The organism is Micromonospora sp. NBRC 101691 (assembly GCF_030269285.1).
Lineage (GTDB): Bacteria > Actinomycetota > Actinomycetes > Mycobacteriales > Micromonosporaceae > Micromonospora > Micromonospora echinospora.
In genome coordinates, this window is the sequence record NZ_BSTB01000031.1 from 1 (window position 1) to 14,803 (window position 14,803).

Genomic DNA, 14,803 nt, shown 5'->3' on the forward strand with positions numbered 1-14,803 from the left:
CGACATCAGCGACACCCAGGCGGGCGTTGGCGAGAGCCTGCCGGATCACCCGCTGCTGCGACGGACCATTCGGCGCAGTCAAACCGTTCGACGCACCATCCTGGTTCACCGCCGTACCCCGCACCACGGCGAGCACACGGTGACCGTTGCGGCGGGCGTCGGAGAGCCGCTCCACGAGGAGCACACCCACGCCCTCGCCCCAGCCCGTGCCGTCCGCCGAGTCCGCGAACGACCGGCACCGCCCGTCGGCGGAGAGCCCCCGCTGCCGGGAGAACTCCACGAAGGCACCGGGGGTGGACATCACGGTCACGCCCCCGGCGAGGGCCAGGTCGCACTCACCCGACCGCAACGACTGCACGGCCAGGTGCAACGCCACCAACGACGACGAACACGCCGTGTCCACGGTGACCGCCGGCCCCTCGAACCCGAACGAGTACGCCACCCGCCCCGACAGCACGCTGGCGGACGCGCCCGTGGCGCCGTACCCGGCGAGGTCTTCGCCGCCGTACCGGATGAGGTTGTCGAAGTCCTGCCCGTTCGTGCCGGCGAAGACGCCGACCCGGCTGCCGCGCAGGGTGAGCGGGTCGATCCGGGCGTCCTCGATCGCCGCCCAGGAGACCTCCAGCAGCAGCCGCTGCTGCGGGTCCATGGCGACCGCCTCACGGGGCGAGATGCCGAAGAAGTCCGCGTCGAACGCGCCCGCGTCGTCCAGGAACGCGCCCTGCGACACGTACGACTCCCCGTACAGCGTGGCCAGATCCCAGTGCCGGTTCGTGGGGAAGTCCGACATCGTGTCGACCCCGTCGGCGAGCAGCCGCCAGAACTCCTCCGGGGATGCGGCTCCGGCGGGGAACCGGCAGCCCAGGCCGACGATGACGATCGGGTCGTCGTCGACGGGGCGTACCGCCGGGTGTGCCGTCTCGGGCCGGGCGTGCCCGCCGAGCAGTTCGGTACGGACGTGGGCCGCGAGGGCGGTGGGGTTGGGATGGTCGAAGGCGAGGGTGGCGGGCAGGGTGAGGCCGGTCGCGGCGTCGAGCCGGTTACGCAGCTCGACGGCGGTGAGGGAGGTGAAGCCGAGATCCCGGAACGCGCGTTCGGCCGGCACCTGGTCGGCACTGCCGTGACCGAGCACGGCCGCCACCTCGGCGCGCACCAGCTCACGCAGGGCGTCGAGTTGTTCGGTTTCGGAGAGCCCGGCGAGGCGGTGCCGCAGGGCGCCGCCACCGGCGGCCCGGTCGGCGGTGGCGGCATCGGTGACCTGTGGTGCGGTCAGCAGGTCCCGGACCAGCGGATCGGGTCGACCTCCGACGGCGGTCGACGCCACCCGGTTCCAGTCGACGTCCGCGATCACCAGGTGGGTCTCGTCGTGGTCGACGGCCCGGGTGAGCGCGCGGACAGCCAGTGTGGGGTCCATCGCCGCGATGCCGTTGCGGGCCATCCGGCGTTCGAAGTCACCGGCGCTGACCCCGCCGTCGGCCCAGAGGCCCCAGCCGACGGAGATGGCGGGCAGTCCCTCGGCGCGGCGGCGTCGGGCGAGGGCGTCGAGCCAGGCGTTGCCGGGGGCGTAGTTGGCCTGCCCGGGGCCACCCATCGTGCCGGCCAGCGAGGAGAACAGGACGAACGCCGACAGCTCGTGCTCGCGGGTCAGCTCGTCGAGGTTACGGGCGGCGTCGACCTTGGCGCGCAGGGCGGTCGCCATCTGCGTGACGGTGAGGGCGTCGACCAGGGTGTCGTCGAGCACCGCCGCGGTGTGTACGACGGTGGTGAGCGGCAGGTGGGCGGGAATGGTGGAGAGCAGGTCGCGCAGCGCGTCCCGGTCGGCCGCGTCGCAGGCCGCGACGGTGACCCTGGTGCCGAGCGCGGTCAGTTCCTCGGCCAGGGACGCGGCGCCGGGGGCTGCCGGGCCACGCCGGCTGACGAGCAGGAGGTGGTCGACGCCGGCCGCCGCGAGGGCACGGGCGACGTGTCCGCCCAGCGCGCCCGTACCGCCGGTGACGAGGGCCGTGCCACGCGGGGTCCAGGTGCGGCCGGGCGTGACCGGCTGACCGGCGTGGACCAGTCGTCGGGCGTACGCGCCGGTGGCGCGGAGGGCGAGCTGGTCCTCGACGCGCTCGCCGTCGAGCAGCCGGCGCAGCAGCCGTACGCCACGCGCGTCCGCCTTTCCGGGCAGGTCGACGAGGCCACCCCAGCGGTGGGGGTGCTCGGCGCGCAGTACGCCACCGAAGCCCCAGAGCGCCGCCTGGTCGGGGTCGACGAGGTGGTCACGGGAGTCGACGGCGACCGCGCCCCGGGTGGCGATCCAGAGTCGGGCGGCGACTCCGGCGTCCCCGAGGGCCTGGGCGAGGGTGACCGTGGTGGCGAGACCGGCCGGCACGGAGGCGGAGTCGGGATGCGTTCCGGACGCGAGGCCGAGCAGCGAGAGGACGGTACCGGGCTGCCCTTCGGCGTACACCTCGGTCAGCTCCCGGGCGAGGCGCTCCCGGTCGGTCCCGGCGGCCACCGGCAGCACCCGTACGCCGGGCGCGGTGAGCGCCGTCGCCCACTCCCCGGCGGTTCCGTCCGGCTCGGCGGGCACGAGAAGGAGAAGATCGCCGGTCTCCTGGCGGGTGCTTTCGGGGAGCGGTTGCCAGCTGACCCGGTACTGCCAGGAGTCGAGGATCGACTCGGTCTCCTGGCGGCGTCGCCACGCCGAGAGGGCAGGGAGTACGGCACCGAGCGGGGCCTCGGGGTCGACGGCGAGGGTGGCGGCGAGCGTCTCGACGTCCTGGTTCTCGATGACCTGCCAGAACGCCTCGTCGCTCGGGACGTCGACGCCACCGTCGGTGTCACGCGTCCGGGTACTGGCGTTCAGCCAGTAGCGCCGGTGGTGGAAGGCGTAGGTGGGCAGGTCGATCGTGCGGGGCTGCTGCCCGTCCTGGGTGAACCAACCCGTCCAGTCCACCGCAGTCCCGGTGACATGCAGCCGGGCCAGCGCCGTGACCAACGCGGTCGTCTCCGACTGGTCCCGCCGCAACACCGGAACCAGATGCACCGTCCGATCGGCCGGCGTGTCCGCCGCCATCGCCGTGAGAACCGCGTCCGGACCGACCTCCAGGATCGTGGCCACACCCAGACCGTGCAACGTGGCCACCCCGTCACCGAACCGCACCGCCTCCCGGACATGCCGCACCCAGTACTCCGGGCCGGCGATCTCCACCGGATCCGCCACCACGCCGGTCACGTTCGACACGACCGGCACCCGGGGCGCAGACCAGCCCAGCCCGACGATCGCGGCCCGGAACCCGTCGAGCATCGGCTCCATCAACCGCGAATGGAACGCATGACTCACCGACAAGCGACGCGTCCGCCAACCCCGGACGGCACACAGCTCCGCCACCCGATCCAGCTCGGCCACCGGCCCCGACAGCACCACCGACGCCGGACCGTTCACCGCCGCCACGTCAACGCTGTCACCGGCCACCTCGCGGACCTCGGCCTCCGGGGCACCGACCGCCAGCATGCCTCCACCCGAGGGCAGGGCCTGCATCAGCGAACCCCGGGCCGCCACCAGAGCACACGCGTCCTCCAGCGACAGCACCCCGGACACGTACGCCGCGGTCACCTCACCGATCGAATGACCCGCCACATAGTCCGCCGTCACACCCCACGACGACAGCAACTCGAACAGCGCCACCTCCACCGCGAACAGACCCGCCTGCGTGAACACCGTCCGATCCAACAGACCCGCCAGCTCGGAGCCCGGCTCGGCGAACACCACCTCCCGCAACGGGTGGTCCAACCGACCCTCGAACCGGGCACACACCCGGTCGAACGTCTCCGCGAACACCGGAAACGCCCCGTACAACTCCCGACCCATCCCCGGCCGCTGCGCACCCTGGCCCGTGAACACCAACGCCCGACGACCGGACACCACCTCACCGGACACCAGACCAGGAGCCGACCCACCCCCGGCCAGGGCGGTCAACCCGGCAACCAGGTCCTCGCCGGTCCCGCCCAGCACCACCGCGCGGTGTTCCAACGCCGCCCGCGTGGTCGCCAGCGACCAGCCCACATCCACCGGCGACCGGTCGGCCTGCTCCCGGACGAACCCGGCCAGTCGGCCCGCCTGCCCGGCCAGGGCCTCCGCCGACCGCGCCGACACCAACCACGGCACCACCGGGAGGTGCACGCCGGCCCGCTCCTGCGCCGGATCGGCCTCCGCCTCGGGCTGCTCGATGATCACGTGCGCGTTCGTGCCGGAGATACCGAACGACGACACCGCCGCCCGGCGCGGCCGATCCACCACCGGCCACGGCCGAACCTCGGTCACCAACTCCACCGCACCCGCCGACCAGTCCACCTTCGACGACGGTGAATCCACGTGCAGGGTGGGCGGAACGATGCCGTGCCGCATCGCCTCGGCCATCTTGATCACACCTGCCACGCCGGCGGCGGCCTGCGTGTGCCCGAGGTTCGACTTGACCGAGCCCAGCAGCAGCGGCTCGTGTCCCTCACGGCCCTGTCCGTACGTGGCCAGCAACGCCTGCGCCTCGATCGGATCACCCAGCGTCGTCCCGGTGCCGTGCGCCTCCACCACGTCGACGTCAGCGACACCCAGGCGGGCGTTGGCGAGAGCCTGCCGGATCACCCGCTGCTGCGACGGGCCGTTCGGCGCAGTCAACCCGTTCGACGCGCCGTCCTGGTTCACCGCGGTGCCCCGCACCACGGCGAGCACACGGTGACCGTTGCGGCGGGCGTCGGAGAGCCGCTCCACGAGGAGCATCCCGACCCCCTCGGACCAGCCGGTCCCGTCGGCGCCCTCGGCGAACGACTTGCACCGCCCGTCGGGGGCGAGTCCACGCTGCCGGCTGAAGTCGACGAACGTCTCCAGCGTGGTCATCACGGTGACACCGCCGGCCAGGGCGAGGGTGCACTCACCGGACCGCAGGGACTGCACCGCCAGGTGCAGCGCCACCAGCGAGGACGAGCAGGCGGTGTCGACGGTGAGCGCCGGCCCCTCGAACCCGAAGGTGTAGGCCACCCGGCCGGAGAGCACGCTGCTGGCGGTGCCGCCGCCGATGAAGCCGTCCAGCGTCTCCGGGACCTCGTCGAGCCCGGCCGCGTAGTTGTGGTACATCATGCCGGCGAAGACGCCGACCCGGCTGCCGCGCAGGGAGAGCGGGTCGATCCGGGCGTCCTCGATCGCCTCCCAGGAGGCCTCCAGCATGAGCCGCTGCTGCGGGTCCATGGCCAGCGCCTCGTACGGGGAAATCTTGAAAAGCTCCGGGTCGAAGTCCCCGGCGTCGTGCAGGAACCCGCCCTCCCGGGCGTACGTGCTGCCCCGCCGTTCCCCCGTCGGGTCGTACGCCCGCTCGGTGTCCCAACCCCGGTCGACGGGGAAGCCGGTGACGCCGTCGGTGGCGGTGGCGACCAGTTCCCACAGTTGCTCGGGCGAACGGACGCCGCCCGGGTAACGGCAGCTCATCCCGACGATCGCGATGGGCTCGTGGTTCCTGGCGTCGACGGCCTTCAGGCGTTCGCTGGTCTCGTGGAGATCGGCGGTGACGCGCTTGAGGTACTCACGGAGCTTGGCTTCGTTGGCCATCGGGGATTCACCTGTCGCGTTGGTCGGCAAGCGGGGCGGTTCGACGGTCAGGAACGACCGAACCTGCTGTCGATGAAGTCGAAGAGTTCGTCGTCGCTGGCGTCGTCGAGGGACGGGGCGACGGAGCCGGTGTCGCCGGCCTCTCCCTCCCAGCGGGTGAGCAGCGCCCGGAGGCGCGCGGCGACCGCCGTACGGGTCTCCTCGTCGGCGGTCAGTTCGGCCAGGCTCTCCGCCGGGGTCGCGGAGAACGCCGCCTCCAGCCGGTCCAGTTCGTCGAGGAGCGTCGGCGCGGACGGACCGGGGCCGAGCTGCGCCATCAGGTGCGCGGTCAGCGCCTCCGGGGTGGGGTGGTCGAAGACCAGGGTGGCCGGCAGCGACACACCGGTCAGGGTGGTGAGCCGGTTGCGCAGTTCCACGGCGGTCAGCGAGTCGAAACCGAGTTCGGTGAACGACTGTCCGGGGCCGACGGCGGCCGACGAGGCGTACCCGAGCACCTCTGCCACCTGGCCGGTGACCAGTTCCTCCACCAACCGGCGGCGGTCCTCGTCGGAGGCCACCGCGAGCCGGTCGCGGAACCCGCCGGCCGGCGCGGACCCGGCGGCGCTGCGCCGCACGCGGACGCCGGCCAGCCCGCGCAGCGGTGCCGGCAGGTGGTCGACGGCGGTGAGGGCACGCAGCCCGGCGAGGTCGAGGCGGACAGGCAGCAGCAGCGGCTGCCGGCTACGCCGGCTGGCGTCGAAGAGGGTGAGTGCCTGCTCGGTGCCGAGTGGGACGATGCCCTGGCGGGCCATCCGTTCCCGGCCACCGGTGCCCAGGTCACGGGTCATTCCGCTGTCTTCCTCCCACATGCCCCAGGCCAGGGAGGTGGCGGCGAGCCCGGCGGCGTGCCGGTGGTGGGCGAGCCCGTCGAGGAAGGCGTTGGCCGCCGCGTAGTTGCCCTGGCCGGGGCCGCCGAGCGGGCCGGCGATCGAGGAGAAGAGCACGAACATCGGCAGGTCCAGGTGCCGGGTGAGGTCGTGTAGGTGCCAGGCGGCGTCGGCCTTGGGGCCGAGCACGGCGGCGGTCCGCTCCGGGGTCAACGCGGTGACCACCGCGTCGTCGAGGACCCCGGCAGCGTGCACCACCCCGGTGAGCGGGTGTTCGGCGGGGACGGTGGCGAGCAGCGCGGCGACCGCGTCCCGGTCGGCCACGTCGGCGGCGACGAGGCGGGCCTGCGCGCCGAGGTGGGCGAGGTCGGCGAGGAGGTCGGTCGCGCCGGGGGCGTCCTGGCCGCGCCGGCCGACGAGGAGCAGGTGCCGGACCTTGTGTGCGGTGACCAGGTGACGGGCGATGATGCCGCCGAGGGTGCCGGTGGCGCCGGTGACGAGCACCGTGCCGTCGGGCAGCAGGTCGGTGGTGCCGGTCGGGTCGGCGTCGGCCGGGGCGAGCCGGGGTACGAGCAACTGACCGTCGCGGAGGGCGAGTTGGGGTTCGTCGCTGGCCAGGGCGCGGCCGAGCAGGTCGGCGTCCACTCCGTCGTCGAGGTCGGCCAGCACGAACCGGCCGGGGTGTTCCAGTTGCGCCGTGCGCACCAGTCCCCAGAGGGCGGCGCCGGCCAGGTCGGTCACCGCACCGGCGGGACCGGCCGGGACCGCGCCCCGGGTGAGCACAACGAGCCGCCGGTCGGCGAACCGCTCGTCGGCCAGCCACTCCCGGAGGGCGGTCAGGATGCCGGCAAGCCGGCGGTGGGTCGCGCCGAGCGGGTCGCCCGGGTGGGTGTCCCCGACGGGGAGCAGCACCAGCCGGGGGTCGTGCCGACCGGCGTCGATGGCGTCGGCGAGCGCGGCGAGTCCGCCGGGCAGGGACGCGGCGGCGGGTCCGGCACCGTCGAGCGCCACGATCCCCGTCGCCGGCCGGGACGGCAGCGGAAGCGCGGACCAGCGCAGGTCGAAGAGGGGCAGCTCGGGCGCTCCGGCGGTGTCGAGCTGGCCGGCGCCGACGGGCCGGGAGAGCAGTGACCCGATCCGGGCGACGGGCGCACCGGTGCCGTCGGCGAGGGTCAGCGACACCGCCGAACCGGCGCGGGTGACGCGTACCCGCAGGTGGGTCGCGCCGACGGCGCTGAGCGCGACGCCGGACCAGGCGAACGGGAGGCGGGCCCCGGACGCGTCGGCGTCGGCGTCGTCGGTGAGTCCGACGACGTGCAACGCCGCGTCGAGCAGCGCCGGGTGGAGGGCGAACCCACCGGTGGCGGCACCGTCGGGCAGGGCGACCTCCGCGAAGACCGCATCGTCGGTACGCCACGCGGCGCGCAGCCCGCGGAAGGTGGGACCGTGGTCCACGCCGAGGCGGTGCAACTGCTCGTAGATCGGCTCGACCGGCACGACGGCCGCGCCGACCGGTGGCCACTCGGTGAGCGGTTCCGGCGCGTCGGGGCCGCCGGGGGCGAGGACACCCTCGGCGTGCCGGGTCCAGTCGCCGCGCGGGTCGTCGGCCGGGCGGGAGTGGATGGTGACCCGACGGCGACCGTGCTCGTCGGGAGCGGCGAGGTGGAGCTGCACCGTCCGGGCACCCTGCTCGGGCAGGACGATCGGGGCGGCGAGGGTCAGTTCCTCCAGCGTGTCGCAGGCGGCCTGAGCTCCGGCGTGCAGCGCCATCTCCACCAGGGCCGAGCCCGGCACGACCACCGAGCCCCACACCACGTGGTCGGCGAGCCACGGCCGGGTCTGCACGGAGAGACGGCCACCGTGGATGCGGACGTCGTCGGCCGCGGTGACCAGTTCAGCGTCGAGCAGGCCGTGCTCCGTGCCGCGTACGCCGAGTCCGGAGGCGTCGGCGCTGGACATCCGGGCGTTGAGCCAGTACCGCTCCCTCTGGAAGGCGTAGGTGGGCAGGTCGATCGTGCGGGGCTGCTGCCCGCGCTGGGTGAACCAGCCCGTCCAGTTCACCGCAGTGCCCGTCACGTGCAGCCGGGCCAACGCCGAGACCAACGCGGTCGTCTCCGACTGGTCCCGCCGCAACACCGGAACCAGATGCACCGTCCGATCGGCCGGCGTGTCCGCCGCCATCGCCGTCAGAACCGCGTCCGGACCGACCTCCAGGATCGTGGCCACACCCAGACCGTGCAGCGTGGCCACCCCGTCGGCGAACCGCACCGCCTCCCGGACGTGCCGCACCCAGTACTCCGGGCTGGTGATCTCGGACGGATCCGCCACCGCCCCGGTCAGGTTCGACACCACCGGAATCCGGGGCGCAGACCAGCCCAGCCCGACGATCGCGGCCCGGAACCCGTCGAGCATCGGCTCCATCAACCGCGAATGGAACGCATGACTCACCGACAGGCGACGCGTCCGCCAACCCCGGACGGCACACAGCTCCGCCACCCGATCCAGCTCGGCCACCGGCCCCGACAGCACCACCGACGCCGGACCGTTCACCGCCGCCACATCGACATCCTTGCCGGCCACCTCGCGGACCTCGGCCTCCGGGGCACCGACCGCCAACATGCCTCCACCCGAGGGCAGGGCCTGCATCAGCGAACCCCGGGCCGCCACCAGAGCACACGCGTCCTCCAGCGACAGCACCCCGGACACGTACGCCGCGGTCACCTCACCGATCGAATGACCCGCCACATAGTCCGCCGCCACACCCCACGAGGCGAGCAACTCGAACAACGCCACCTCGACCGCGAACAGACCCGCCTGCGTGAACACCGTCTGATCCAACAGACCCGCCAGCTCGGAGCCCGGCTCGGCGAACACCACCTCCCGCAACGGGTGGTCCAACCGACCCTCGAACCGGGCACACACCCGGTCGAACGTCTCCGCGAACACCGGAAACGCCCCGTACAACTCCCGACCCATCCCCGGCCGCTGCGCACCCTGACCCGTGAACACCAACGCCCGACGGCCGGGGGTCACCTGCCCCACCAGCAGCGCGCCGGGCCGCTCGGTGGCACCGTCGACGAGTGATTCCAGCCCGGCGGAGAGGTCGTCACCGGACGCGCCCAGCACCACCGCGCGATGTTCCAACGCCGCCCGCGTCGTCGCCAGGGACCAACCCACCTCCACCGGCGACAGGTCGGCCCGCTCCCGCACGAACCCGGCCAGCCGACCCGCCTGCCCGACCAGGGCCTCCGCCGACCGCGCCGACACCAACCACGGCACCACCGGCAGACCGATCCCGGCCGGCGCCGGCGCCGGATCGGCCTCCGCCTCGGGCTGCTCGATGATCACGTGCGCGTTCGTGCCGGAGATACCGAACGACGACACCGCCGCCCGACGCGGCCGATCCACCACCGGCCACGGCCGAACCTCGGTCACCAACTCCACCGCACCCGCCGACCAGTCCACCTTCGACGACGGTGAATCCACGTGCAGGGTGGGCGGCACGATGCCGTGCCGCATCGCCAGCACCATCTTGATCACACCCGCCACACCGGCGGCGGACTGCGTGTGCCCGAGGTTCGACTTGACCGACCCGAGCAACAACGGCTCGGTCCGGTCCTGTCCGTAGGTGGCGAGCAGGGCCTGCGCCTCGATCGGGTCACCCAGCGTCGTACCCGTACCGTGCGCCTCCACCACGTCCACGTCGGCAGGGGTGAGACGGGCACCGGTCAACGCCTGCCGGATGACCCGCTGCTGCGACGGGCCGTTCGGCGCGGTCAACCCGTTCGACGCGCCGTCCTGGTTGACCGCGGTGCCCCGCACCACGGCGAGGACGCGGTGACCGAGCCGCTGGGCGTCAGCGAGTCGCTCCACGAGGAGAATGCCGATGCCCTCGGCGAGGGAGGTGCCGTCGGCGGCGTCGGCGAAGGCCCGGCACCGGGCGGACGGGGAGAGGTTGTTCTGCCGGGTGAAGTCGACGAAGATCGCCGGGGTCGGTATGACGGTGACGCCTCCGGCCAGCGCCAGGTCGGACTCGCCGGAGCGCAGCGACTGCACGGCCAGGTGCAGGGCCACCAGCGACGACGAGCAGGCGGTGTCGACGGTGACCGCCGGGCCCTCGAATCCGAAGGTGTAGGCGACCCGGCCGGAGCTGATGCTGCCGGCGTTGCCGAGGCCGAGGTAGTCGACGACGCCGTCGGGAACGTCGGTGGCACCGGCCGCGTAGTCGCCGTGGGTGAGGCCGGCGAAGACGCCGACCCGGTCCCCCCGGTGCGCGGTCGGGTCGATCCCAGCCGACTCGAAGGCCTCCCAGGAGACCTCCAGCAGCAGTCGCTGCTGCGGGTCCATGGCCAGGGCCTCACGCGGGCTGATGCCGAAGAACCGGCTGTCGAAGTGGCCCGCGTCGTGGACGAAGCCACCCTCCCGGACGGAGGACGATCCGGGCCGCTCCCCCGTCGGGTCGTGGAGGGCGTCGAGGTCCCAGCCCCGGTCGGTGGGGAAGCCGCCGACTGCGTCGCCGGACGCGGCGACGAGATCCCACAGCGCCTCGGGCGTGGTGACGCCGCCGGGGAACCGGCACGCCATCCCGACGATGGCGATCGGCTGCCGGGCCTCGTCCTCGACGTCACGGAGCCGTTGCCGGGTCCGCCTCAGGTCGGTGGTGACCCGCTTCAGATACTCCCGGAGCTTCTCTTCGGTGTCCATCAACCTGACCCATCGCAGTGGCCGGCGGGGACCTGACGCAGCCGGCGGTGCGAATGCGCGAATTCTCAGGCCAGTTCGGTTCCACGTCCTTGAGTACACGTCACCCGAGAGCCACGGGTCCCCTCTGCGGGGAAGTTATGGCGTCGTATGAGCTGCGACAACCCCTAACCGGTACGGCCCGTCCGCTAGGGGTGGCCCGCCTCCGGTGGCGCGGTTAGCGTCCGGTGCAATGGCCGGGTGCCCGGATGTCCGGGCCCCATCGCTGGGGAAGGACCACGCGAGAATGACCGACCACGACAACGGCCTGTGGGTACGCCGGTTCCACCCGGCCCCGGCCGGTGCGCCCCGGCTGGTGTGCCTGCCGCACGCCGGCGGGTCCGCGAGCTTCTACTTCCCGGTCTCCCGGGCGCTGTCGCCGGCCGTGGAGGTCCTCAGCGTCCAGTACCCGGGCCGGCAGGACCGCCGCCAGGAGCCGTGCGTGGACAACCTCCCGGAGTTGGCCCGCCAGGTGTTCCGGGTGCTGCGGCCCTGGCTGGACCAGCCGCTGGCGATCTTCGGGCACAGCATGGGCGCGACCCTCGGCTTCGAGGTGGCGCGGCTGATGGAGGCCGAGACCGGCACGCCGGCCGCGCACCTGTTCCCGTCCGGGCGGCGGGCGCCGTCGTGTCACCGGGACGAGACGGTGCACCTGCTCGACGACGAGGGGCTGCTCGCCGACGTGAAGAAGCTGAGCGGTACGAACTCGGCGGTGCTCGGCGACCCGGACATGCTGCGTGCCGCGTTGCCGGCCATCCGCAACGACTACCGGGCGGCGGAGACGTACGAGTACACGCCGGGGCCGAAGCTGAGCTGCCCGGTGACGGTGTTCACCGGTGACGACGACCCGAAGACCACGGTCGACGAGGCCCGGGCGTGGCAGGAGCACACCACCGGGCCGTTCGACATGCACGTCTTCCCCGGTGGGCACTTCTTCCTGGCCCAGCACCAGCCGGCGATCCTGCGTACCCTCTCGGCGGCGCTGACCCGGACGGCGGTCGGCTGACCGCGCCGGCCCGACACGCGTCGCGGCCCTCACCCGCCGGGTTCGTCCGGATGGTGAGGGCCGCGTCGTGTCACGGCTTGTGGGCGACGGCGATGACGTAGTCGAGCAGGGCGATCTCCTTCTTGATCAGGTTCTCGTCGCGCCAGTGGTTGGCCATCCCCTTGACCGCGCTGCGGTCGGCGGCGGCCTGGAACGCCGGGTCGCTGGGGCGGGCGGCCTGGAACCGTCGCCAGCCCTCCCAGGTGCGGTCCGCGATCGACTGCACCTCGGCGTTGACGAACCCGGCCGAGGTGAGCTGCCCGGCGTAGACGGTCCGGTCGTGCCAGTTCTCGTCCGGGATGCTGAACTTGACGAAGCTGAGCGGGCCGGAGCTGATGGACATCCGGGGGGTCTCGTTGCTCAGCGGGATGATGTCGGCGGTGGCGAGGGTGCCACCGGGCTTGAGCACCCGGAACGCCTCGGCGAAGAAGGCGCTGCGCGGGTGGAAGTGGAAGGCCGACTCCAACGCCACGACCCGGTCGAAGGTGTTGTCCGGGAAGGGCAGTTCGGTGGCGGTGCCGAGCTGGAACTCGGCCTGCCCGGTCAGGCCCTCGCGGGCGGCGCGCTCGCGGGCGTGCGCGACGTGCCGGGGGGTGACGTTGATGCCGTGCACCTTGGCCACCCGGCGGTCGCGCAGCCAGGCGAAGTCCTGGTCGCCGTAGCCGAAGCCGACGTCGAGGACGGTGTCGTCGGGCTTGAATCCGGCCGCGTCGGCGAGCTTCGTGGCCAGCGCCTCGCCGGCCACGTCCAGGCTGGTGACGCCCTCCTCCCAGTAGCCGACGTTCATGTACCGCCCGGTGCGGGCGGCGAACTCCACGTCCGGGGACTGGATCTCGTAGAAGCGGCGGACCCGGGTCACCGGGTCCTTGGTGGTGATGGTGCGGATCACCCGGCCGAGGGTGCGGAGATTCTCGAACATGTCTGTTCCTTCAGCAGCAGGGAGCGGTCAGGGGTGCAGGGCGCGGGCGGCGACCTGCCGGCGCAGGTCGTCCACGAGGGCGGCCGGGCCGTCCGGCCCGGCCGCCACGCCGAAGACGTAGAAGTCGGGTCGGACCAGCACGGCGTCGGCGTTCGCGTCGGCCAGCCAGGCCAGGTGGACGCCGTCGAGGTCGACGACCTCGGTCGGTGCGGCGGCGTCGCCCGGCGGCGGGCCGGCGGGGTCGGCGGGTCGTACGGTGACCCGATGGGCGCCGAGGGTGTCGAGGAACGCGGTGGCGTCCGCGTCGAGCGTGGCCGGGTCACGGGTGAGCAGGACGAAGCCGGTGCCGACCACCTCGTCGAAGCGGCCGGTCCGGTCGCCGACGGTCACCCGGCCCTGCACGGCGGGCGCCCCCGCGTACGGGGCGGGGTTGCCGTCCGGGTCGCGGCGCAGCACCCCGTCGACGATCGCCTCCCGCAGCGAGCGGGCATGCCGCTGCTGGGTACGTCGACGCAGCGCGGCCAGCATCACCGAGTCCCGGCCGGCGGCCTTCTTCTGGTCGGTCTCGCAGATCACCGCGCCGGAATCCATGGACATCCGGATGGCGTGCTGCACGTGGGCCCGCCGCTCCACCTCGTAGCTGTCGAGCAGGGTGTCGTCGGCCACGCCCCGGTGCACCAGGTCCAGCTTCCAGGCGAGGTTGACCACGTCCCGGAAACCGGAGCTCATGCCCTGGCCGAGGAAGGGGGGCATGACGTGGGCGGCGTCGCCGGCCAGGAACACCCGCCCCGAGCGCCAGGTGTCGGCGTAGCAGGCCTGGGTGGTGTAGACACCGTACCGGTCCAGCCGGGCGGTCTCCGGGGTGATGTCGAACAGGCCGAGCAGCCGCCAGGCGCTGGCCTCGCTGCGGAACTCCTCCAGGGTCTCCCCCGGCACCCGCATGAACTCCCAGCGGCGGTGGTCGGGGCCGGCGGAGACGGCGGTGCGCGGGCGGGCCGGGTCGCAGATCTGGAGGTTGTTCGGCTTGAACTCGTGCGGCTCGTGCAGCACCACGTCGCAGACCAGCCAGTCGTAGCTGAAGCCCAGGTCGGTGACGGTCGCGCCGAGCCAGCGGCGGACGAAGCTGTTGGCGCCGTCGCAGCCGAGCACCCAGGAGGCGGTGAAGGTGTGCTCGGCGCCGGCGCCGTCCACGGCGGTCGCGTCGACCCGGTGGCCGTGGTCGGTCAGCCCGGTGACCTCCAGCCCCCGGTGCACCTGCACGCCGGGCAGAGCGCGGCCCCGCTCGGCGAGGCGGTCCTCCAGGCCCGGCTGGTAGAAGGAGACCGAGTCGGGCCAGCCGGCGGGGCCGTCCTCGGCGGCTTTGACGTGCAGCAGGGTCCGGCCGAAGCCGTTCTTCCAGGTGTACTCACCGGACAGCTCGGTGACGTCGTCGAGGCGGTCACCGAGGCCGCACGCGGCGAGGACACGGCTGGCCTCCCCGTCGTAGGAGACCGCCCGGGGCATGCTGTACGGGGTCTGCCACTTCTCGACCACCCGCACGGTGAGTCCGCGCTGGGCGAGCAGGATCGCCGCCACCTGGCCCACCGGGCCGTAGCCCACGATCAGTACGTCGGTCATCACCGTTTCCTCGTGGTCCGCTTCGGGCCGGC

5 protein-coding genes are annotated in these 14,803 nt (G+C 73.2%); 1 reads left to right on the top strand and 4 read right to left on the bottom strand.

Features of this window, described 5'->3' with window-relative positions; genetic code table 11:
• On the bottom strand, positions 1-5,614 hold a 5,614-nt coding region (locus QSK20_RS30635), incomplete at its 3' end, for a type I polyketide synthase (RefSeq protein ID WP_502889080.1).
• 17 nt (positions 5,615-5,631) lie between these two features.
• A complete protein-coding gene (locus tag QSK20_RS30640) occupies positions 5,632-11,157 on the bottom strand; it encodes a type I polyketide synthase (protein ID WP_285792102.1) in 5,526 nt (1,841 codons plus the stop codon).
• A gap of 280 nt (positions 11,158-11,437) precedes the next feature.
• Between QSK20_RS30640 and QSK20_RS30645 the strand changes: the two genes are divergently transcribed.
• Positions 11,438-12,196, top strand: coding sequence for a thioesterase II family protein (locus QSK20_RS30645; RefSeq protein ID WP_285792103.1), 759 nt, complete (start codon positions 11,438-11,440; stop codon positions 12,194-12,196).
• A 70-nt stretch (positions 12,197-12,266) separates the two neighbouring features.
• Here QSK20_RS30645 and QSK20_RS30650 read toward each other — a convergent pair whose 3' ends face one another.
• Both QSK20_RS30650 and mhpA read right to left on the bottom strand, forming a co-directional pair.
• On the bottom strand, positions 12,267-13,154 hold the full coding sequence (locus tag QSK20_RS30650; RefSeq protein WP_285792104.1) for an SAM-dependent methyltransferase: 888 nt from the start codon (positions 13,152-13,154) through the stop codon (positions 12,267-12,269).
• Between the two features lie 27 nt (positions 13,155-13,181).
• Complete coding sequence (gene mhpA / locus QSK20_RS30655; RefSeq protein WP_285792105.1) at positions 13,182-14,771, bottom strand: bifunctional 3-(3-hydroxy-phenyl)propionate/3-hydroxycinnamic acid hydroxylase MhpA; 1,590 nt, start codon at positions 14,769-14,771, stop codon at positions 13,182-13,184.
• Between the last annotated feature and the right edge of the window lie 32 nt (positions 14,772-14,803).